Raw genomic sequence first — 19,456 nt, forward strand, 5'->3', positions numbered from 1 at the left:
CCCCGAAACGAAAGAGAAACAACCATGAAAACATCGACCAAGGCGATCTTGGCGGCACTGATGACGGTGAGCCTCTCGGCCTGCGGCGCGACGGCGGGCGGTGGCGAGGAGAACAAGGGCGGTCCGGTCGCTGATCTGCGGCTGATGGTGCCGAACACGCCGGGCGGCGGGTACGACACGACGGCCCGCACGATCGCCAAGGTGATGGAGGACAACAAGATCGCATCCGGGGTCGAGGTGTTCAACCTGTCCGGGGCCGGTGGTGTGGTCGGGCTGCAGCGCACCGTCAACGAGAAGGGCAACGGCAAGCTGGCCATGCAGATGGGCCTCGGTGTGGTCGGGGCGTCCTACACGCAGAAGTCGCCGGCGAAACTGACCCAGACCACCCCGCTCGCGAAGGTGATCGAGGAGCCCGGCGCCATCGTCGTACCGAAAGAGTCGCCCTATCAGACCATCAACGACCTGGTCACGGCATGGAAGGCCGACCCCGGCAAGATCGCCGTAGGCGGCGGATCCTCCCCCGGCGGGCCGGACCACCTGCTGCCGATGCGCCTGGCCAAGACCGTCGGGATCGACCCCACCAAGGTCAATTTCGTGTCGTACGACGGGGGCGGCGAACTGTTGCCCGCCGTGCTCGGCGGCAAGATCGCGTTCGGCGCGAGTGGGGTCGGGGAGTTCCTGGACCAGGTCGAGGCCGGTCAGGTGCGGGTGCTCGCGGTGACCAGCGCGCAGCGTCTGGACGCGGCGAAGGACGTGCCGACGCTGAAGGAGTCCGGCATCGACATGGAGTTCACCAACTGGCGGGGCATCGTCGCGCCGCCGGAGATCTCCGCCGCGGACAAGCAGCAGTGGATCGACGTGCTGACCGCCATGCACGGCACCGAGGCGTGGAAGGCCGAGGTCGTCAAGCACGGCTGGACCGACGCGTTCGTCACCGGCGACCAGTTCGCCACGTTCCTGACCGAGCAGGACAAGGCCGTCGCCGACGTGCTCACCGACCTGGGTCTGGCATGAGGACTGGCGTGACCAGGGACCGGGCCCAATACGGGTTCTGCGTCTTCCTGGCTGCGGTCGGGGTGCTCGTCCTGGTCGACGCCACCACGATCGGGCACGCCTCCAGCAGCAACGACCCGATCGGCCCCCGGCCGGTGCCGATCCTGATCGGGGCGCTGCTGCTGGTGGTGGCGGTCCTCTACGCGATCGACGTGGCCCGCGGCGGCGTCGGCACCGAGGAGGACGGCGAGGACGTCGACCTGAAGTCGGGCATCGACTGGCGTACCGTGCTGCTGCTGATCGCCGCGTTCGGCCTGAACGCGGTGCTGATCGAACCACTCGGCTGGGTGATCAGCGGGTCGCTGCTGTTCTGGGGTTCGGCGTACGCGCTGGGCTCGAGAAATCATCTCCTCACCCCGGTGATCGCGGTGTCCCTGGCCCTGATCACCTTCTACGGCTTCGCCATCGGTCTCGGCGTCAACCTGCCGGCCGGCATCCTGCAGGGGATCCTGTGATGGGCGAACTCGGCAACCTGCTCGACGGCTTCGCCAACGTGGTGTCGCCGCAGAACCTGCTGATCGCGCTGATCGGCGTCACCATCGGCACCGCGGTCGGGGTGCTGCCCGGCATCGGCCCGGCGATGACCGTCGCGCTGCTGCTGCCGCTCACCTACGGCATGGAGCCGACGCAGGCGTTCATCATGTTCGCCGGCATCTTCTACGGCGGCATGTACGGCGGATCCACCACGTCGATCCTGCTCAACACACCCGGCGAGTCGTCGTCGGTGGTCACCGCCATCGAGGGCAACAAGATGGCCAAGGCCGGCCGGGCCGCGCAGGCCCTGGCGACCGCGGCGATCGGCTCGTTCGTGGCCGGCCTGATCGGCACCCTGCTGCTGGTGTTCGTGACCCCGCCGATGGTGTCGTTCGCGATCAGCCTGGGCGCCCCCGACTACCTGGCGATCATGCTGCTCGGGTTCATCGCGGTCAGCGCGGTGCTCGGCGCGTCCCGGATCCGCGGGTTCGCGTCCCTGCTGATCGGCTTGGCCGTCGGCCTGGTCGGCATCGACCGGGTGACCGGCCAGCAGCGGCTCACCTTCGACCTGCCGCAGTTGGCCGACGGCATCGACGTGATCGTGGTCGCGGTCGGTATCTTCGCCGTCGGCGAGACCCTGTGGGTGGCCGCGCACCTGCGCCGACGCCCGGCCGAGGTGATCCCGGTCGGTCAGCCGTGGCTGGGCCGCGACGACTGGCGGCGCTCCTGGAAACCGTGGCTGCGCGGCACCGGACTCGGCTTCCCGTTCGGCGTGATGCCGGCCGGCGGCGCCGAAATTCCGACCTACCTGTCGTACGCCCTCGAAAAGCGGCTCAGCAAGCATCCGGAGGAGTTCGGCAAGGGCGCCATCGAGGGTGTCGCCGGGCCGGAGGCCGCCAACAACGCGTCCGCCGCCGGAACCCTGGTGCCGATGCTGGCGCTCGGGCTGCCGACCAACGCCACCGCCGCGGTCATGCTCGCCGCGTTCCAGGGCTACGGCATCCAGCCCGGCCCGCTGCTGCTGCAACGCGAGTCGGCGCTGGTGTGGACCCTGATCGCCAGCCTGTTCATCGGCAACCTGCTGCTGCTGGTGCTGAACCTGCCGCTCGCCCCGGTGTGGGCGCGGCTGCTGCGGGTGCCGCGCCCGTACCTCTACTCCGGGATCGTGTTCTTCGCCGCGATGGGCGCGTACGCCGTCAACGCCCAGCCGTTCGACCTGCTCCTGCTGCTCATCCTCGGGCTGATCGGCTTCGGGATGCGGCGCTTCGGGCTGCCGGTGCTGCCACTGATCGTCGGGGTGATCCTCGGGCCGATGGCCGAACGGCAGGGCCGGATGGCGCTGCAACTGTCCGGCGGTGACCTGTCCGGGCTGCTCGGCGGGCCGATGTCGTACATCGTCTACGGCGTCATCCTGGTGATCCTGTGCTGGCCGCTGCTCAGACGGCGGGCCAGACCCGCACCGGCACCCGCGGAAACGCCACAGTCAGAAAATGCTCGGTGATCCGGTCGCCGGGCAGCGCGTCCGGCCACTCGGCGAGGATCTCCGGCAGCGTCCGGTGACCGAGCGCCAGCCGTAACAGCGCACCCGGCGGGAACTCGGCGTCCTGTTCGCCGGCCCGGCCACGTTCGGTGGTGATGTCGGTGAGCAGGCCGTCGGTGAAGTGCAGGCGGGCGGCCCGGCCGTACGCGCCGATCGTCATCGTGGACCTCGGCCAGCGCAGACCCGCCGCCTGCCAGCGGGCCTGGAGCAGCGGTTTCAGGTGGGCGATCAGGGCGGCGGGATCGCCGGTGCGGACGAACCAGCCGCGGGTACGGGTGGGGACGCCGGCCGGTCCGAGGACGCTCAACGGGTGTTCCGGGCCGAGCAGCAGCCGTAGTTCGGTCTGGGTCGGGTCGATGCCCTGCCGCAGGTAGGACCAGACGCCGTCGTCCGGGCGCAGGGTCGCCGCGACCACGGCCCGCGTCACCGGGGTGTGGACCAGGTAGCCGCCGTCCTCGTGGACGGCGATGACCCGGCGGACGATGTCGGCGGGGTGGCGGCCGGCGATCTCGTAACGCCAGAATTGCTCGTCGCGGGGGCAGCTCAGGACCTCGGTGTCCGCCACGGCCCGGTCCACGGCGGCGAGTTCCGCCGCGTCGTCGACGGTGGCCAGGCGGATCGTTTCGCTCTTACCTTGGCGTATTGTTTCGCTCTCACCGGCGGCGGGCAGCGCGGTCACCGGGATGCTCGGGGCGCCGTCGTTGGCCAGGGCGTAGTCGTAGCCGAACCGGCGGTAGAAATACGGGATGCCCTCGATCGTCTGCAACAGGACGTTCTCGGCGTCGAGGGTGCGGTGCACGGTGTCGAAGAGCAGCTCGGTCAACTGGTGGCCGCGGTGTTGTGGGTCGACACCGACCAACTCGATCACGGCCACCGGCAGGCGGACCCCGGCCAGACTCCACTCCTGGCGCAGCACGACGAGACTCGCGACCACCCGGCTGTTGTGCTCGACGACCACGAACATCTCCGGGTCGCGTCTCATCAGGGCCTCGACCCAGTGCCGGATGCCCGGATGTGGCTCGCCACCGGTCCGGTCCTGTAGTTGCACCGCGGCCTGCAACTCGGCGATCGCGGTGACGTCGGCGGCACGCCCGGGACGAACGTGGTAATCCATGCTTTACCTCCACTGCGGTTCAGGTTGCAGGCTTAGAGGATGACCAACGTCGATGAGGTTTACCAGCGGTTGAGTGACACCGGGCCGGAGCGGGACGGGTGGCTGTCCAACCACGCGCCGATGGCCGCCGAGGCACTGATCCGGCACGGACACGCCGACCAGGTGCACCGGTGGCTGGACGCCTACGCCGATCGGCTCGAACCACGGCCACGCGGGATCAGCCCGATCCGGGCCGAGGACTGGCGGTCACCGCTCGGGGATCCCCGTCGTACCGGCGACTGGCTGGTGTTCTTCGAACGGGAACTGGCGGCGGCGCCGTGGCGCGACGTGCTCGTCCAGTGGTGGCCGCGGCTGTTGCCCGGTATCGCCGCCGGGGCCACGCACGGGGTGATCCGGGTCGGTCATGCGGTGCGGTCACTGATCGCGGCGGAGACGCCGGAGCGGGTTGCCGAGTTGGGGCAGGGGCTGGCGTACTGGGCCGGGCGGTGGCAGACCCTCGCCCCACCCGGCGCCGGGCCCTATGCCGCGACCGATCCACGGGCAGCCCTGGACGCGGTGCCACGCGTGCCCGACCAGCGGTCCGGGGCCCGGGAGCGGCTGGCGCAACTCGCCGACACCCCGGGTTGGGCTTCGGCCGCCGGTGCGATCCCCGGCTCGTCCGCCACGGAAGACGTCCCCGCCAGGCTCGCCGGAATCATCGAGGCGGCGACACTGCGGCACGGCACCTTCGGGTACGCGTCCCCGGTCATGCTGGTCCACGCGGCCACCGCCCCGAACGCCGTCGCCCGCGTGCTGCCGGTCCTACCCCGCACCCTGTGGATGCCGAGCCTGGCCGCCGCGTGGTCAGCGACGGCCGCGATCACCGCCGCCTACTCCCCCGCCGCCCCGCGCCCCCTGCCGTCGTCGGCCGGGGATCTGATGGCCGCCGCTGCCGCGAGCGGCGACGAGCACGCGATCAAGTTCGCCGACACCGCCCTGGACGTCGGCGACCACGCCCTCGCCTCGGCCCGGCATTCGGTCAACATGCTCTCGTGAACCTAGGTTGATACCTTCCGCTCGCGTCGACCTAGGTTGATACCTCCCGGGAGCCGGGACTCACCGACAGCCGGCACGCCGCCCGGTATCGGGACGGCCCGGTGTTCCCAGCCGGCGACGCCGCGGCCGACCAGGCGGTAACGTGCGGGCATGGCGACGCGATGGACACTGGGCTGCGATGCCGCCGATCCACACCGGTTGGCGGCGTTCTGGGCCGGAGCGCTCGGCTATCAGCCGGAGCCCGGCTACCAGGATCCGGACGGCGCTTCGATCGTCGACCCGGACGGCGTCGGCCCGGCGATCGGCTTCCTGCGGGTGCCGGAGGGCAAAACCACCAAGAACCGGGTGCACATCGACATCCGGGCGACAGCCGCCCCCGGAGACCGCGAGCACCTGATCCGCACGACGGCGGCCAGGCTGGCCGCCGAGGGCGCAACGGTGGTCCAGGAACAGACCTACGACGGCCGGCTGGGCCACATCGTCATGCACGACCCCGAGGGCAACGAGTTCTGCGTCGCTTGACAACCACGGGCCTCTATATCGACGGGGGCTACTAGAAGGAAGCGCACCGGGCGGAGTTATGCTGGTTGGGCATGACCGATTCTTCGCATGAAGCCGTTGTCGATGCGGCTGAGCACGTCGCCGCCTATGGTGCGGCGTTCGCCACCGGGGCCAGTGAGCTGGTGGACCGGTTCTACGAACCGGGCGCGATTCTTGTTCCGCAGCCGGGGGCGGCGCTGTCCGGGGTGGACGCCCGGCGGTCCGCGTACGACCATCTGCTCGGTTTCGGGGTTCCGATGGTCGCCTCGACCCGGCATCTGTATGTGGCCGGCGACGTAGCCCTGTCGATCGTCGACTGGTCCATGCGCGGCACCGCCCGCCAGGGATTCCCCCTCGACATGACCGGCACGGCCGCCGACGTCCTGCGCCGTGGCACCGACGGCCGCTGGCGCTACCTGATCAACAACCCGTTCGGCACCGCGTCCTGAGGTGTGCGGGGACACCGCTGGCTATCGTCGTCGATGTGGTGAGCTTTCCGGTCGACGACGTCGTCCCCGCGGGTGAGAGGTTGCCGGCGCGGCCTCTCGGCGAGTTGTTCGCCGGCGCGCTGGTGGCCGGTGGTGACCCCGCACTCCCGGTCCTCGCGCCGGACGGTGTGCATCCGTTGCTGAGTGCTGTGGGCCGGGCGTTCGCCGAGCACCGGCCGCTGGTGTTGTCGCCGGACGCGGTGTGGCTGACCATTGCCCACGGGATCGCGCAGCACGTCCGTCTGCACGCCGGGGAGCTGCGGCCACGGCTGGTGTCGTGGCCGGATCGCCGCTGGCTGGAGGTGTCGCACGCCGGGCCGATGCCCGTCGATGCCGAGTCCTGGCGTGCCCTGGTGGGGTCGTTCGGCCGGCTGCTCGCCGCCGAGGTCGTCGATGCCGGTCTGTTCGCCTGCGACTTCTCCACGAGCACCGATGTCGAGCGGGTCGCGGGTCAGGTCGTGCTGCTGGACGCGTACTCGCCGTACTTCTCGTTGTGGTTGCAGTGTGTCTGTGGCATTCCCTCGATCACCCTCACCGGCACGGTGGCGGACTGGCGCAGGATCCGGGAGCGGGTGGACGCGCTGCCCGGTTTCGGGCTGGAGCGCTGGTGGCGGTCGCTCGCCCCGATCGCCGACCAGTTCACGCACGCCGCGGCGGGCGCGGTGGACACCGGGTTCTGGCAGCGGATCTACAATCCGGCGGATGCCTACGGCGGTGACGTGATCACCGGATGGGCGGCGCGGCTGTACCCGTACCTCTCCGGCGGCGGTGTCGTCGACCGGCCGAACCCGCTGTTGAACCTGCCGATCGACCAGCCCCGGGAGCTGACCTCGGGCCGGATGGGCTACACCGGTCCGGGAGTGCGCAGCGACGCGGTCCCGGCCACCCTCTCCCGCGTTGTGATCACCGTCAACGACCGGGCCGGGCGGGACAATCGCACGGTGGACCTGCATGCCGGCCTGGTCGCCGTGGCCCAGGACCCCGACGGCGCGTTGCGGCCGGTGGCCGGATGGCATCTGACACCCGCGGAACCACAGATCGACGACGTCATCGACCGCATCGTCCGCGACCACCACGCCACCGCACCCCGCGAGGAGAGCATGCTCTTCGCGTCGGCCGATCTCGCCGCGTTCTACCGGCGCATCGGATCGGCCACCCTGTTCGACGGCGCCTGGCGGATCCGCCCGATAGCCGAACACGGCCGCCTGCGGGACGGCACCGGCCAACAGTCCTTCATCGCCGTCATCGATCTGGCCGACGGCCGTACCATCGGCGCGGCCCTCGACCACGACAGACAGACCCTGCACTGGTTCGCCGGGCATCCCGCGGCACTGTGCGACCAACCCGAGGATGTCCCGGTCTACGGCACCTCGCTCACCATCGTGCTCGCCGCGGCCCTCGACAACGACGGCGACATCTCCCACCTGGAGACCGGCCGCCTCGACCAGCTCGACCTCGACGACCAGGAGGACACCGACGACACACCGGAGCCATCGCCGGTCGACCGGCGGCCACCGGATCCGCCGCCGCCCGGCGCCGATGCCGATGAACAGCTCGCCTGGATCCGGCAGGCCAAGGAAGCCGCCATCGACGAGCAGGACTACGAACGGGCCGCGTTACTCCGTGACCGGGAGAAAGCCCTTCTCGCCGGGGAACCCTTTGCAGGCCATGGATAAGCTTCGCTATCAGGAGCATCCAGCGGCTCATCCGGGTGGCCAGGAGGACCCTCATGACGCCTCGAACCTGTACCGACGGCACGTTGCGGCATCTGTCGGTGGATCTCGATCTCGATGACACCGGTGGTGGGGACGGCGGAAGCGTCGGGTACACGTTGTGTTCGGCTCCGGAGCGGCCCGTCTGGGGGCGTGATCAGGAGTCCGTCGACATGGCGTTCGAGAACTTCCGCACCGAATCGGCCGTCGACATCGCCGCCCTGCCGGCCTGCGAGGAGTGTTCGCGGGTGGCGGAGCTGCTGGCCGGGCCGGACGCCGTTCCACCTCTGCATCGGCGGCCGCCCCGGCCGGAGTTCGCGTCCGGGTTCAGCGGGGACGAGATCCGGGCCGTGCTGCGAACCGACATCGCGACCGGGGCCACGCCCGGGCGAAGCGCCGGTGTGCATCTGCTGTCCTTCACCACGATGCCCGACCAGCCCGGGTTCGGTGACCACGTCAAGATCTTCGACCTGGTGTGGGACGACGGCGACATCGTCCGGATGGGGCAGGTCACCGACTGGGCGGCGGTGGTCGCCTTCGCGGCGGCCGCCGACGTGCCGGACCGGGACCGGAAACTGATCGCCCTGGCCGCGAGCCTCGACAGCGGGCCGCTACCCGCCGTCCTGCACACCGAGGACCCGGAGGCGGCCCGGCGGGTGCTCGAGGCGATCGCGATCGTCACCGGTCACGGCGACCGCTGGGACCTCACCGAGCGGCCGCGTGCCTGATGTCCCCGGCCCCGGAGGAACTCGTCAGCGCCGCCGGTGAGCGGGAGGTCCTGGAGGCGTTCACCGACTACTACCGGCGGGCGTTGCCCGGCAAACTGCAAGGCCTTTCCGATTCCGCCGTACGCCGCCGCATGGTCCCGTCCCGGACCACCCTGATCGGGCTGATCAAGCATGCGGCCGCGGTGGAACGCAACTGGTTCCAGCACCATCTCGCCCAGCGTCCCCGCGACCGGATCAGCGCCAACTCCCGCGGGGACGACGCCAGCTGGGAGGTGCCGGAGTCCGAGACCACCGCCGACGTGCTGGCCGAGTACGCACAGGCGTGCGCCGAGTCCCGCCGGATCGCGGCCGGTTTCGCCTTGGACGACACCGTCCCGCACCCCCGGCTGGGCCGGGTGTCGCTGCGCTGGATCCACGTCCACATGATCGAGGAGATGGCCCGCCACACCGGCCACGCCGACATCCTCCGAGAACAACTCGACGGCACCACCGGCGACTGACTCCACGCGCCGGTCAGTTGCCGCCGACTCGGCGGCCGGTCCGGCGCGGGTCGGTGGTGGCGAGGTGATCAGCCCAGCGGGCCGCCTCGTCCACCGGATCACCGGAGCCGATCACGAACTCCACCAGGAACTGTTCCCACCGCGCATCCGGGTCCGCAGTCGGCCGGCCTGGGTGGAACAGCAGCACGGTCACCCTGTCCCGCTGCCACGGCCAGGCCACGGCGGCGTGCGGTTCGCAGTTCCACCGGGCCAGGATGTCCGGTGTCTCCCGCAGGTGCCGGCCGAGGAGCCGCGCCACCGTGCGGGCGGGCCACTCCCAGCTCGTGTCCGTGGTCGCCCGGAGAAGCTCGCGGTCGTAGCCGGCGGCGTCGAAGACGAACTCCGACAGGTCGATCTCCTCGTCGTCGGGGTTGCGCCACCCGCCCCACACGACCCGGTCGCCGTCGCGGCGGACGGTCACGTACAGCGCCCCGCAGCACTCCTCGGTGCATTCCGCCATAGCCAGGCGAACCTCCCGGGGCTGCCCGGCCGCCGTCAGCGGACCGCCCGGCGTCAGCAGTGTCTCCGGCTCGATGCCCGGCCCGGCGGGAAACGCCGCCAGGACGTCCCGCCCGTCGACCACCGGCCGCACCTGAACGGTGTCACCGACCACGACATCAAGCCGGAGCCGGCTCGCCATCAGGACTTCCGCCGGGCGATCAGAACAGCACCCGGACGGTCCTCGTCGGGCCCGAGAACGATCTGCGCGTCGATGGTGAACCCGCCAGCCCCCGCATCGTGGTGTTGGTCCACGGCCGAGCACGCTACACGGGAAGATCGTCGGTCTGACGATGTTCCGACAATTCGGATCTAGCGTGCGTCCGATGAAGAATGTTCTGCGTAGACGGCTCGGGGCCGGGGTGCTGGTGCTCGCGGCCCTTGTCGCCACCGGGGCCGGGGTGGGTGCTGCCGAGGCCGGTACCGGGCCGGTCGCCGTGGTGGAGTACGACCTGGGGGACGCGGCCTTCACCGATCCGCCGGACTGGGACGGGGTGTCGGAGGTCCGGGCGGTCGTGCACTATCCGCGGCATGCGGCCGGGAAGGTGCCGGTCGTCGTTCTCCTGCACGGGCAGCAGGTCGCCTGTCATTCGGCGGACGAGGACGACCGGGGCAGTTGGCCGTGCCCGGCCGGTGTCACACCGTACCCCAGCTATCGGGGTTATGGTTATCTGGCGAATGCCCTGGCCAGGGATGGTTTCGCGGTGGTGTCGATCAGTGCGAGCGGGCTGAACTTCCACTTCGGGACCGCGCCGGAGCGGGCCCATCTGATCAACCGGCACCTGGAGCTGCTGCAGCACCACCGGGAGTTGCGCAACCGGCTCGACTTCAGCCGGGTGGGCACGATGGGGCACTCGGTCGGCGGTGAGGGTGTGATGTACCAGGCGGCCGACGCCCACCGGGGTGAGCTTCCGCCGGGAGTTCGCATCCGGGGTGTCGTCGCGCTCGCCTCACCGGGGCCGAGCACCTTCTTCGACGTCCGGGTCACCACGGCGCCGATCGCGGTCGTCACCGCCGGATGCTGGGCGGGCGCGGGTGAGAAGTACTTCCAGAAGGACGTGCACGGCTTCTGGATCCGGGTGACGAAGGGCAACCACAACTTCTACAACACCGCATGGACGACCGGTCCCGGGCCCACCGACGGTGACGACACCGAGTGCCCGCAGACGCCGGGCCGGCCGACCGCGGCGCAGCAGCAGGGTCTGGCGGTGCACTACCTGCTGGCGTTCTACCGGTACACCCTCAAGGGCGACCGCACCGCCGTGTCCACGCTGACCGGCCCGTTCGCCGGTGTCGACACCGAGCGCGTCACCGTCTGACGGCGTCCCCTCCCACGGCTCACCTCTGATGCCGTGGGAGGGGGCGGGTGTCAGGCGACCGTCAGGGCCGTGTCGTCGATGGTGAAGGTGGTCTTCAGCGACGAGTCCTCGGTGCCGGTGAAGGTCAGGGTCACCGTCTGGCCGGCGAAGGCCGCCAGGTTGTACGAGCGCAGCGTGTAGGCGCTCTTGTTCAGGTTGGAGAACGCCTGCAGCGTGGTCGAACCGGCGGTCACCGTCAGTTTGTCGTACTGCGTAGTGGTCGTGGTCTCCGCAGTGGTGATCTTCAGGTAGAACGACAGGGTGTACGAGCTGCAACCGGCCGGCAGGGTCACCGACTGGGACAGGGTCTTGGTGTTCGTCGAGCCGACCCCGCCGAGGAAGGCGTCCCGGGTGCCGGTTCTGGGGGCGGCGTCGCCGGTGTTCGCGCCGATCACGCCGGTCGTGGCGGTCCACGGGGTGGTTCCTGTCTCGAAGCCCTCGTTGCCGAGTTTCTGGCCGGGGGCCGGGCAGGTGCCGGTGCCGTTGACGGTCAGCGTGTAGGAACCGGTGCGGGTCGCCGAGCCGGTTCCGGTCACCGTGATGGTGTACGAGCCGGGTGCGGCGGCCGCGGTGGCCGCGATCGTGACCGTGGACGATCCGCCGGACGTGACCGACGCGGGGCTGAAGCTGACCGTCACGCCGGAGGGTGCGCCGGAGCTGGTCAGCGCCACGGTCTGGGCGCTGCCCGCGGTGGTGGCGGTGCTGACGGTGGCGGTGGTCGAGGAACCGGGGTTGACCGCGCCGGTGCCGGGACTGACCGTCAGCGAGAAGTCGTTCGCGGTGGCCGCGGTGGTCAGCGTCCAGACCGCGTACAACTCGGCGTTGGCCCAGCGGCCCAGTGACGTGGTGTTGATGTTCGACGGGTAGGTGTCGCAGGCCCGGTGGTAGCAGGGGTCGTACGCCGCCCCGGCCGTCCCGCCCCACTTGGTGACCTGGGCGGCGGTCTTGGTGTAGCCGGCCCCGGTCGAGTTGATCGACGATGGGATGCCGGCGTTACGGAACGAGCCGTCGTCGCTGCAGCACTCGGTCGACGTCTCGGTCGGCACGTTGATCGAGGTGAAGTACTCGCGCAGTTTCACCGCGACGGCGTCGGTGCCGGTGACGAAGTAGCCGCCGTTGGTGGAGGCGATCATGTCGAAGGTGCCGTACGCCTTGATCGCGGTCTTCTGCGCCGTGGTCAGCGAGTTGACGTAGAACTTCGAGCCGATCAGGCCCTGTTCCTCACCGGCCCACCAGCCGAACCGTACGTGATTGGTCATGGTGGGGTTGTTCGCGGCCAGCCGCAGGGCCGCCTCCAGCAGGGTCGCGGTGCCGGAGCCGTCGTCGTTGATGCCCGGCCCGGCCGACACGCCGTCGGAGTGGGCGCCGAACATGTACGTGTTGGCGGTGTCGCCGCCCGGCCAGTCGGCGATGATGTTCTTCGCCGAGCCGGAGCAGGTGGTGCAGGTCTGCACGGTGACGGTGTAACCGGCCGCCTGCAGTTTCTGCTGCAGGTACGTCGTCGTCGCGGTGTGCCCGGCCGTGCCGGTGGCCCGGTTGCCGCCGTTGCTGGTGGCGAAGTTCTGCAGCTGCTGCAGGTGGGCGTTGACGTTGGCGACGTCGACGGTCGGCGGGGCCGCGGCGAGCGTGGTGGTCGACGCGGACACCGGCGGGGCGCTGAAGACCAGCGTCGCCGCGGCGAGAACAGCTAGGGCAGGTCCTGCCGTCACCGTCTTGAATCTCATGGGCTGTTCCTATGGTCGGGCCGATGCATGGGCGGCCGATTCGCGGCCGACCGTAGGAGAACAGCAACGTGGCAGCAGGCACAACATATCGAAATGCTTATATCTCGTACGGGGATGGACGACGTCGCCTTCGACGAGCCCGGCGGACGCCGCACCACGATGTCCCTGGTGCAGATCTTCCGCCGCCACGACGACCGGATCGCGATGCTCCGCGACTACTTCACCGAACAGCCACGCTGAGCGGATCGATCGTCGTCAGCGAAACATGCATCCAGCGATCGTCTCAGGTCGTCGCCACGCATTCCGTGACTCGACGACGTACGCTCCGTTGCGTGACTGCCGAACCAACCGAGAAGCGCAAGGGCTCGTTCTGGCGCGAACTCCCCATCCTCCTGGGGGTGGCGATCCTGGTCGCCGTCCTCGTTCGCACCTTCGTCCTGCAGACCTTCTACATCCCCTCACCGTCCATGCAGCACACCCTGGAGCTGTGGGACAAGGTTCTGGTCAACAAACTGGTGTACGAGTTCCGGGAGCCGCGCCGGGGCGAGATCCTGGTCTTCAAGTCCCCGCTCGACTGGAACGCCAACGGCGACGACTTCATCAAACGGGTCATCGGCCAGCCCGGCGACAACGTGGTCTGCTGCGACAGCGACCGCCGACTGGTCATCAACGGCAGGTCCCTGGACGAGCCGTACATCTATGTGGAGGCCGACGGCACCCGCAACCAGGTCGCGCGGCAGGACTTCGACATCACCGTCCCGCCGGGCCGCCTCTGGGTGATGGGCGACCACCGGGAGGCCTCCGGCGATTCCCTGGAGCACTACCTGCAGAGCCCCGCCACCGACGAGAACGGCAAGATCCTGGACGCGACGATCCCGATCGACACGGTCGTCGGCCGGGCCTTCACCATCTTCTGGCCCTTCGATCACGCCACCCTGCTCTCGGTCCCGGAGGAGTTCGACGCCATCCCCTAGGATCTTGAGCGTGACGGTGCTGGTCGGGGACGAGATGGCCGGCGGTCCCGCGGAGGACGTGGCGCTCGGGCCGTGGCTGCTCCGACACGGGCAGGGGGACGCACGGGACATCCTGCGTGTGTTCTCGCCCGCGCCGACAGCGGCCTTCAGCCGCCGGGACACACGCCTGCCGGGGTACGAACGGGCGGCTCACGCCGTACGAAAACTAGGGTTTGAGCCCGTTGTCCGTCCGCAAGGTGGGAGCCTCGCGGCCTATCACCGGGGCAGCGTCGTCGTGGACCACGTGCACCGGGAGCCCGCGGCCAGTCCCGATCCGGTGGAGCGGTTCCAGCGGTTCGCCCGGCTGCACGCCGACCTGCTCGCCGGGCTGGGGGTGGATGCCCGGATCGGGGCGGTGCCGGGTGAGTACTGCCCCGGCGAGTACAGCATCAACGCCGGTGGGGTGAAGATCGTCGGGTCGGCGCAGCGGGTCACCCGGGACGGCTGGCTGTTCAGCACCGTCATCCAGGTCAGCGGGACGGCAACGCTGCGTGCGGTGCTGACCGAGGCCTACCGGGAGCTCGGCTACGACTTCGACCCGGCTACCGTCGGCACACTGGAGGACGTGGTCCCCGGCCTGACCGTGGACGTGGTCACCGCGGCCGTTCTGGACGCCTACCGGTAACGACCACGACCAGCGGCCACAACGCCTGCGCGCCCGCGGCGACCCGTTCGGCGAGACCGACGTGGGTGGCGGTCACCAGGGACACGGCGAACCAGCCGACCAGCCCGAGCAGGACCGCCGCCGCGAGGACCGGCTCTCCCCGGCGCCGGTCGAACGCCGGCCACACCGCGAGCGCGCCGAACGCCGCCGCGGCCACCACACCGTGCCCGGCCATCGGCAGCGGGAACGCCGCCACCAGCGCCGTCGCCACCCCGCCGAGTCCGAGAACGATCCGTCCCGGCGTCGCCACCCACGTCAACCCGAGCGCGGTCACCACATGGCACACCCCGACCACGACCAGGGCAAGACTCATCAGCCAGCGGTCGGCGGCACCGATCGCGGCGAGCGCACTGATCGTGTCCACGGTGCTGTCGAAACCTTCGGGCTGCCGGTACGCCGCCAGGGTCCAGCCCCCGATCAGCGCCACCGGAGCGACCGCCGACGAGACCCGCGTCCACCAGGGCGTCACCCTCGGGCCCGCGCGGCGATGTGCCGGGCCGCCACCCGGCCGAGGATCCGGCCGCCCGCCCATGATCCGTACTGGGAAAGCCCGCCCGGGTTCGAGGGTTTCCCGTCGGCGAACGGCCACCAGGAGGCGAACACCGTTCCGGCCGCCCCCGGGATCGTGCGCCGGAACTCGCCGGTCAGCACCGTCTCCAGGTCGGCGCGGGCCAGCAGATCCTGACGGACGAAGAGCGGATCGCTGATGTACGCCGAGGCCGGGATCCCGTCGCGTAACTTCCCGGGTGTGGCCAGGGGCCGTTCCACGCCGACGCCGCCGTAGAGGGGACGGGTCCGTTCGGTGACCGCCACGAGCAGCTCGACGAGGTACCGGCCGAAAACGATCATCTGCTGGCGGGTGCCGTCCGGGTAGTCGAACGGGCCGGCCGACATGACGATCTCGACCACCCCGTCGTCGGCGCGGTCCAGTCGCATCCGGCGGTGACGTTCGATGAAGTGGTGGTCGCCGTCGGGCCGGGCACCGCGCTCCAGCAGCAGGTTGTGTATCTCGCCGGCGGCCCGGTCGTCGCCCGGTTCCGGGAAAAGCGAGACGCTCAGGTGCGCCCCGTCCATCTTCGTCACCGTGCCATCCTGGTGGTTCGGCGGGCATCGCGCCAGGAGATCCAGGCGGTCCGCAGCCGCGGCGACGGTTCGGTGCCGCCGTGCCTGCGGGCGCGCAGCTGGCTGATCAGCCAGGGTGGTGCGGCGGCCCGGTCGACGGCGTCGCTCTTGGTGAGCAGGGTGCCGGTGCGCAGGACGTGCCGGCCCCGGGCCATCGAGGTCAGGCTGAGGTCGGCGATGACCGGGTCGGCGAACATCCAGGGCCGGCGGGCCGCCCACGCCCAGTAACCGGTCAGTTCGGCGCGGCCCGCCGCCCGGATGTCGTCGGCGGTCATCGCCGGAAACAACTCCCCCGGCGCCCGGCCGAAAACGGTCCGCCCGAACGTGACCAGTTCGGCCCGGGTGATCCCGGACAGGATCCGCCGCACCAGCATCCCGTGTGTCCAGGTCGGATGCCGGGCCCCGACGTCCGCCCCCGGGGAGACGTAGACACAGCCCAGGTTCAGGTGATCCCAGGGCCGGTGCAACGACGCCAGCACCGTCTCGTCCACCGCCCCGTCGGTGACCGCAACCAGGTCGAGGTCACTGACCCCCGCGACGTAGTCCCCGGACGCCAGCGACCCCGCGATCAGCAGGTCACTGACGAACCCGGTCTTCGCCAGCTCGTCCCCGAACGCCAGAACCGCTTCCACAAAAGGAGCCTACGACTCGATGTGAACCAGGGCGCCCGGGCCTCTGTACACGGTTGTGGGTTCCGCTCAAGGCGGCTGGCACTTTTTGGATCACTCGGCGGGGGTGCAGGATGGGTGGCGAGTTGTTCGTCGACGTTGCCGGCATGAATTCCATCTACAACCAGCTGCAACGGGCCTCCGACCACTCGAGCGACGTTCTGACGTACGTCCGGCGGCATGCCGGAATGGGCATCAGTGCGCAGGGCTGGCTTCTGGCCCTCTTTCTCCGGCCCCACGAGAAGGCCTACGAGAAAATGACGGACGCGATCTCTCGCATTCGAGATCTGACCGACAGCGTGGCCACTCAGGTGAACATTGCGCAGGTCAAATACTCGAGGACCGACCTGGAAGCCGCCGCCGATTTGGATCGAGGCTACCCGGGCGCCACGAATTCCCGTGCCCTGGCGAGTTCCCTGACCCAGGAGAAGTTGCGGCTACCGGACGGCCATGATTCCTTTGCGGACACCGGCAACCCGGCGAGCCGTCTGGTGGCGCCGGTCGGGCCCGAGACCGAGCTCTGGTCGATCAATCCGCTCGCCGATCTCGTTAGCCCGTTCGCCTGGCTTCGGCAGACGGCGATCTGGGTGTTCGGCCACGACCCGTTCGAGTACTGGGCGGAGAAGTTCAGTGGCAACTGGAGTAGTTACCAGGAAGCCGGCGCTGCGATGCGCCGGGCCGGGAATGCCGCCGGAATCATCGGCGACAACCTCGCCGCGGGGGCCGTGTCCGTGCCGCTGGTCTGGCGAGGACACGCCGCCGAGAATTTCCAGGAATACGAACTGACCCTGGCGGCAGGAGCGCGATCGGTTCAGGAAGCAGGAAGCAAGCTCGGCGATCTCTACCATCAGGCATCCGACGCGGTGAAGAACATCTACGACGTGGTCGCCGGGATCATCATGAAGCTACTCGACATCCTGCTCGTGATAAGCATCGGACTCGGCGCGGGGGCAGCGACGTTCTACACTTTCGCAGGTGCTGTAGTGGGATTCTCAGTAGCACTCAGCTATTCCGTTTACGCATCGCAGTCGTACAACCAGGTAGCGAAAATATACGGCGACGGCGAAGCCGTCCTGAAAGCGATATCAGCTTCCATCGACGCCGTCGCGGCCTCTTCCCAGACTGTCGAAATCTCAGATCTTGAATCCTATCGACACCCGGGGAACTGAAGGGAGAACGGGTCGAATCCGATGAATGACAACGTTTTTGACGATCCCGTCGTGAAAGCACTGCTGAAACACCTCGCCGAGGAACGCAGCCGAAACGACGCCCTCGGCGAACTGTCCCGTGAGCTTCTGACGGGAAGAGCACGGCCGATGGATCTACTTCGGAGCGGTTGGTACGGTGAAGGCCTGGCCGCCGCAGCGATGCCCGGGCAGACGGAACTGACTCGAATGGCTCCCGACCAGCAGGCAGAGCTGCTGGACGTCGCTACCCGTCTCCGCGGAGCAGGGGACGCGATCGGAGGAGACGAGTCGTGAGCCGGTTTCTTCGCTGGCAGGTTGCGTCCGTCTTCGTCGTCGTCTCTGGTGTCGCACTGGGGTTGACCGTTCTCGGGGCCTGGGGCTATTGGGCTGAGGAGAGCCCGCAGATCCGTGCGATCACCGTGTTCATGTGCGTCGTGTTTGCCGGGTGTGTCGGGCTCAGTGTTTCCATCGGGACCGTCGACTGGGATGACGGCTTTCCCTGGAGACGTGTCGTCACCCTGCTGACCTTTCTTGTCCTGGGCTTCGGCGTCGGCTGGGCACGGCTGGTTCTCGCGTAGTCGGCCCGACCGGACTCCGCTGGTCAGGCGGCTACCGGGATCGGGGGTGACTGGAGGGGGACGGGGCGGCCCAGGTAGTAGCCCTGGCCGTTGCGGACTCCCGCCTCTTGCAGGGCGGCCAGTTCCTCGGCCGTTTCGATGCCCTCGCCGACCACGCTCATGCCCAGGGACGCGGCGAACGTGACCATGGCCATCGCCAGGGCCTGGCGGGCCACGTCCTGGTCGATGCCGGCGACGATGCCCCGGTCCAGTTTGATCACGTCGGGGCGTAGGCGCAGGACGTGCTGCATGGAAGCGTAGCCGGCGCCGGTGTCGTCGACGGCGAAGCGGACGCCGGTGGCGCGCAGGTTCTGCACGGCCAGGGCCAGGGTGTCGTAGTCGGCGACGGCGGCGTGTTCGGTGACCTCGACGACGATGCGGGCGGCGGCCGGGCCGAGGGCGGCGAGTTTGGCGGCGAAACGGTGGTCGAGGATGGTCTGCGGCGCGGCGTTCACCGACAGGTAGGCGGCGGGCGGCAGGAGCGTGATCTGGCGTACGGCGGCGTCGATCGCATGTAGTTCGAGGTCGATGCCGAGGCCGGTCTGCCACGCTTCCGCGAACCACACGTCGGGGGTGCGGTAGGGGGTGCCGGCGAACCGGGACAGCGCCTCGCAGCCGGCGATCTGGCCGGTGTGCAGGTCGTAGATGGGCTGGAAGAGGATCTGCAGGGCGTCCGGGTCGCGCAGGGCCCGCAGGATCCGGTCGCGGGTCTCGGCCTGGTCGGCGGCCTCGGCCTCGGCGGCCATCCGGGCGGTCACCTCGGCGGTGATGTCGGCGGTGGAGCCCTGGTAGGCGACGAGTTTGCCGTTGCGGTCGTGTACGGCGGTGGCGCTGCTGCGGACGTACCGGATGCTGCCGTCGCGGTGCCGCATCCGGGCCTGCCGGTTCTGCCAGCCGTTGTTCATCCGGCTGTTGTCCACGTCGGCGCGGATCATGGCGTGGTCCTCGGGCAGGAAGAACAGGTCGAACACGCCCTGGCCGATGATCTCGCCGGGGCGGTAGCCGAGCATCTCCTCGACGGCCGGGTTGGAGTAGAGGTAGAGGTGGTTCGGGTCGACCCGCCACACCCAGCCCTGGGCGCTGGACGCGGCGTCGTGGTAGGCCTCGGTGGCGGTCTGCGCCGCCTCGGCCAGGTCGCGGTGGACCTTGATGAGGCGGCGCAGGGTGACCGCGACCACGATCAGCCACAGCACTCCGGCGAGCGCCAGCCATTCGTCGAACTCCGGGGTGTCGTCGCCGAGGATCACGTCGGCCCAGTCCCACAGGTAGTAGGCCAACGACACCAGGGAGCTGACCGACAGCACGACGATGGCTGAGGACAGCGCACGGCGGGTGACGTCGGTGGCGGACCGGAGCGAGAACATGGGCACGCCGTGTGAATC

At 69.6% G+C, this 19,456-nt stretch carries 23 protein-coding genes; 16 read left to right on the top strand and 7 right to left on the bottom strand.

All coding sequences use genetic code 11. From position 1 onward, the window contains the following. The first annotated feature begins 24 nt into the window (after window positions 1–24). Genes Aco03nite_RS38410 through Aco03nite_RS38420 form a run of 3 tightly spaced genes read left to right on the top strand, consistent with a single transcriptional unit; the run spans window position 25 to window position 3,028 of the window. Window positions 25–1,014 carry a Bug family tripartite tricarboxylate transporter substrate binding protein gene (locus tag Aco03nite_RS38410; RefSeq protein WP_203805336.1) on the top strand — a complete coding sequence of 330 codons (990 nt, stop codon included), beginning with the start codon at window positions 25–27 and terminating at the stop codon, window positions 1,012–1,014. Between the two features lie 8 nt (window positions 1,015–1,022). Further along, window positions 1,023–1,508, top strand: coding sequence for a tripartite tricarboxylate transporter TctB family protein (locus Aco03nite_RS38415; RefSeq protein WP_239145784.1), 486 nt, complete (start codon window positions 1,023–1,025; stop codon window positions 1,506–1,508). Next, window positions 1,508–3,028 carry a tripartite tricarboxylate transporter permease gene (locus Aco03nite_RS38420; protein ID WP_203805340.1) on the top strand — a complete coding sequence of 507 codons (1,521 nt, stop codon included), beginning with the start codon at window positions 1,508–1,510 and terminating at the stop codon, window positions 3,026–3,028. Before Aco03nite_RS38415 ends, Aco03nite_RS38420 begins: the two co-directional genes overlap by 1 nt. Here the strand turns inward: Aco03nite_RS38420 and Aco03nite_RS38425 are convergent. After that, window positions 2,964–4,181 carry a GNAT family N-acetyltransferase gene (locus Aco03nite_RS38425; protein ID WP_203805342.1) on the bottom strand — a complete coding sequence of 406 codons (1,218 nt, stop codon included), beginning with the start codon at window positions 4,179–4,181 and terminating at the stop codon, window positions 2,964–2,966. The genes Aco03nite_RS38420 and Aco03nite_RS38425 overlap by 65 nt on opposite strands. Before the next feature lie 39 nt (window positions 4,182–4,220). Here Aco03nite_RS38425 and Aco03nite_RS38430 point away from each other — a divergent pair, with 39 nt between their 5' ends. From Aco03nite_RS38430 to Aco03nite_RS38455, 6 genes are all read left to right on the top strand, one after another. After that, entirely contained in the window at window positions 4,221–5,216 is a 996-nt protein-coding gene (locus Aco03nite_RS38430) for a questin oxidase family protein (protein ID WP_203805345.1), read from the top strand. A gap of 150 nt (window positions 5,217–5,366) precedes the next feature. Beyond that, on the top strand, window positions 5,367–5,738 hold the full coding sequence (locus Aco03nite_RS38435; protein WP_203805347.1) for a VOC family protein: 372 nt from the start codon (window positions 5,367–5,369) through the stop codon (window positions 5,736–5,738). Window positions 5,739–5,809: 71 nt separating this feature from the next. Continuing rightward, window positions 5,810–6,205: a YybH family protein gene (locus tag Aco03nite_RS38440; protein ID WP_203805349.1), complete on the top strand. Its 396-nt coding sequence runs from the start codon at window positions 5,810–5,812 to the stop codon at window positions 6,203–6,205. Between the two features lie 35 nt (window positions 6,206–6,240). Next, a complete protein-coding gene (locus Aco03nite_RS38445; protein WP_203805351.1) occupies window positions 6,241–7,920 on the top strand; it encodes a DUF4419 domain-containing protein in 1,680 nt (559 codons plus the stop codon). Between the two features lie 53 nt (window positions 7,921–7,973). Then, the gene (locus Aco03nite_RS38450; RefSeq protein WP_203805353.1) at window positions 7,974–8,684 is read left to right on the top strand and encodes a hypothetical protein; all 711 of its coding nucleotides are present in this window, start codon (window positions 7,974–7,976) and stop codon (window positions 8,682–8,684) included. Continuing rightward, the gene (locus tag Aco03nite_RS38455) at window positions 8,684–9,184 is read left to right on the top strand and encodes a DinB family protein (RefSeq protein WP_203805355.1); all 501 of its coding nucleotides are present in this window, start codon (window positions 8,684–8,686) and stop codon (window positions 9,182–9,184) included. Before Aco03nite_RS38450 ends, Aco03nite_RS38455 begins: the two co-directional genes overlap by 1 nt. Window positions 9,185–9,197: 13 nt before the next feature. Here the strand turns inward: Aco03nite_RS38455 and Aco03nite_RS38460 are convergent, their stop codons facing one another. Then, on the bottom strand, window positions 9,198–9,863 hold the full coding sequence (locus Aco03nite_RS38460; protein ID WP_203805357.1) for a hypothetical protein: 666 nt from the start codon (window positions 9,861–9,863) through the stop codon (window positions 9,198–9,200). A 184-nt stretch (window positions 9,864–10,047) separates the two neighbouring features. Here Aco03nite_RS38460 and Aco03nite_RS38465 point away from each other — a divergent pair, with 184 nt between their 5' ends. After that, window positions 10,048–11,040, top strand: coding sequence for an alpha/beta hydrolase (locus Aco03nite_RS38465; protein ID WP_203805359.1), 993 nt, complete (start codon window positions 10,048–10,050; stop codon window positions 11,038–11,040). A gap of 50 nt (window positions 11,041–11,090) precedes the next feature. Here Aco03nite_RS38465 and Aco03nite_RS38470 read toward each other — a convergent pair whose 3' ends face one another. Continuing rightward, window positions 11,091–12,803, bottom strand: a complete 1,713-nt coding sequence (locus Aco03nite_RS38470) for a M28 family peptidase (protein ID WP_203805361.1) — start codon at window positions 12,801–12,803, stop codon at window positions 11,091–11,093. Between the two features lie 114 nt (window positions 12,804–12,917). Here Aco03nite_RS38470 and Aco03nite_RS54330 point away from each other — a divergent pair, with 114 nt between their 5' ends. From Aco03nite_RS54330 to Aco03nite_RS38480, 3 genes are all read left to right on the top strand, one after another. Further along, window positions 12,918–13,043 carry a hypothetical protein gene (locus tag Aco03nite_RS54330; protein WP_275415944.1) on the top strand — a complete coding sequence of 42 codons (126 nt, stop codon included), beginning with the start codon at window positions 12,918–12,920 and terminating at the stop codon, window positions 13,041–13,043. 92 nt (window positions 13,044–13,135) lie between these two features. Further along, window positions 13,136–13,777, top strand: coding sequence for a signal peptidase I (lepB, locus tag Aco03nite_RS38475; RefSeq protein WP_203805363.1), 642 nt, complete (start codon window positions 13,136–13,138; stop codon window positions 13,775–13,777). Window positions 13,778–13,787: 10 nt separating this feature from the next. Next, window positions 13,788–14,441, top strand: a complete 654-nt coding sequence (locus tag Aco03nite_RS38480; protein WP_203805365.1) for a lipoate--protein ligase family protein — start codon at window positions 13,788–13,790, stop codon at window positions 14,439–14,441. Here Aco03nite_RS38480 and Aco03nite_RS38485 read toward each other — a convergent pair. The 3 genes from Aco03nite_RS38485 to Aco03nite_RS38495 are packed head-to-tail and all read right to left on the bottom strand — an operon-like array spanning window position 14,410 to window position 16,234. Continuing rightward, on the bottom strand, window positions 14,410–14,907 hold the full coding sequence (locus Aco03nite_RS38485; RefSeq protein ID WP_203805367.1) for a DUF998 domain-containing protein: 498 nt from the start codon (window positions 14,905–14,907) through the stop codon (window positions 14,410–14,412). The genes Aco03nite_RS38480 and Aco03nite_RS38485 overlap by 32 nt on opposite strands. Before the next feature lie 38 nt (window positions 14,908–14,945). Next, the gene (locus Aco03nite_RS38490; protein WP_203805369.1) at window positions 14,946–15,563 is read right to left on the bottom strand and encodes a hypothetical protein; all 618 of its coding nucleotides are present in this window, start codon (window positions 15,561–15,563) and stop codon (window positions 14,946–14,948) included. Then, a complete protein-coding gene (locus Aco03nite_RS38495; RefSeq protein ID WP_203805371.1) occupies window positions 15,560–16,234 on the bottom strand; it encodes a hypothetical protein in 675 nt (224 codons plus the stop codon). Before Aco03nite_RS38495 ends, Aco03nite_RS38490 begins: the two co-directional genes overlap by 4 nt. Window positions 16,235–16,344: 110 nt before the next feature. Here Aco03nite_RS38495 and Aco03nite_RS38500 point away from each other — a divergent pair, with 110 nt between their 5' ends. The 3 genes from Aco03nite_RS38500 to Aco03nite_RS38510 are packed head-to-tail and all read left to right on the top strand — an operon-like array spanning window position 16,345 to window position 18,035. After that, window positions 16,345–17,439, top strand: coding sequence for a hypothetical protein (locus Aco03nite_RS38500; RefSeq protein ID WP_203805373.1), 1,095 nt, complete (start codon window positions 16,345–16,347; stop codon window positions 17,437–17,439). A 21-nt stretch (window positions 17,440–17,460) separates the two neighbouring features. After that, window positions 17,461–17,751, top strand: coding sequence for a hypothetical protein (locus Aco03nite_RS38505; RefSeq protein ID WP_203805375.1), 291 nt, complete (start codon window positions 17,461–17,463; stop codon window positions 17,749–17,751). Next, window positions 17,748–18,035, top strand: coding sequence for a hypothetical protein (locus tag Aco03nite_RS38510; protein WP_203805377.1), 288 nt, complete (start codon window positions 17,748–17,750; stop codon window positions 18,033–18,035). Before Aco03nite_RS38505 ends, Aco03nite_RS38510 begins: the two co-directional genes overlap by 4 nt. Before the next feature lie 23 nt (window positions 18,036–18,058). Here Aco03nite_RS38510 and Aco03nite_RS38515 read toward each other — a convergent pair whose 3' ends face one another. Next, window positions 18,059–19,438, bottom strand: coding sequence for a sensor domain-containing phosphodiesterase (locus Aco03nite_RS38515; protein WP_203805379.1), 1,380 nt, complete (start codon window positions 19,436–19,438; stop codon window positions 18,059–18,061). Between the last annotated feature and the right edge of the window lie 18 nt (window positions 19,439–19,456).

This window comes from Actinoplanes couchii, assembly GCF_016862075.1.
GTDB lineage: Bacteria > Actinomycetota > Actinomycetes > Mycobacteriales > Micromonosporaceae > Actinoplanes > Actinoplanes couchii.

Bases quoted from the DNA above. Each gene is read 5' to 3' on its own strand.
- Aco03nite_RS38410 (WP_203805336.1), top strand. From the start codon at position 25: ATGAAAACATCGACCAAGGCGATCTTGGCGGCACTGATGACGGTGAGC.
- Aco03nite_RS38420 (WP_203805340.1), top strand. From the start codon at position 1,508: ATGGGCGAACTCGGCAACCTGCTCGACGGCTTCGCCAACGTGGTGTCG.
- Aco03nite_RS38425 (WP_203805342.1), bottom strand. From the start codon at position 4,181: ATGGATTACCACGTTCGTCCCGGGCGTGCCGCCGACGTCACCGCGATC.
- Aco03nite_RS38430 (WP_203805345.1), top strand. From the start codon at position 4,221: ATGACCAACGTCGATGAGGTTTACCAGCGGTTGAGTGACACCGGGCCG.
- Aco03nite_RS38435 (WP_203805347.1), top strand. From the start codon at position 5,367: ATGGCGACGCGATGGACACTGGGCTGCGATGCCGCCGATCCACACCGG.
- Aco03nite_RS38440 (WP_203805349.1), top strand. From the start codon at position 5,810: ATGACCGATTCTTCGCATGAAGCCGTTGTCGATGCGGCTGAGCACGTC.
- Aco03nite_RS38450 (WP_203805353.1), top strand. From the start codon at position 7,974: ATGACGCCTCGAACCTGTACCGACGGCACGTTGCGGCATCTGTCGGTG.
- Aco03nite_RS38455 (WP_203805355.1), top strand. From the start codon at position 8,684: ATGTCCCCGGCCCCGGAGGAACTCGTCAGCGCCGCCGGTGAGCGGGAG.
- Aco03nite_RS38460 (WP_203805357.1), bottom strand. From the start codon at position 9,863: ATGGCGAGCCGGCTCCGGCTTGATGTCGTGGTCGGTGACACCGTTCAG.
- Aco03nite_RS38465 (WP_203805359.1), top strand. From the start codon at position 10,048: ATGAAGAATGTTCTGCGTAGACGGCTCGGGGCCGGGGTGCTGGTGCTC.
- Aco03nite_RS38470 (WP_203805361.1), bottom strand. From the start codon at position 12,803: ATGAGATTCAAGACGGTGACGGCAGGACCTGCCCTAGCTGTTCTCGCC.
- Aco03nite_RS54330 (WP_275415944.1), top strand. From the start codon at position 12,918: ATGGACGACGTCGCCTTCGACGAGCCCGGCGGACGCCGCACCACGATG.
- Aco03nite_RS38500 (WP_203805373.1), top strand. From the start codon at position 16,345: ATGGGTGGCGAGTTGTTCGTCGACGTTGCCGGCATGAATTCCATCTAC.
- Aco03nite_RS38505 (WP_203805375.1), top strand. From the start codon at position 17,461: ATGAATGACAACGTTTTTGACGATCCCGTCGTGAAAGCACTGCTGAAA.
- Aco03nite_RS38515 (WP_203805379.1), bottom strand. From the start codon at position 19,438: ATGTTCTCGCTCCGGTCCGCCACCGACGTCACCCGCCGTGCGCTGTCC.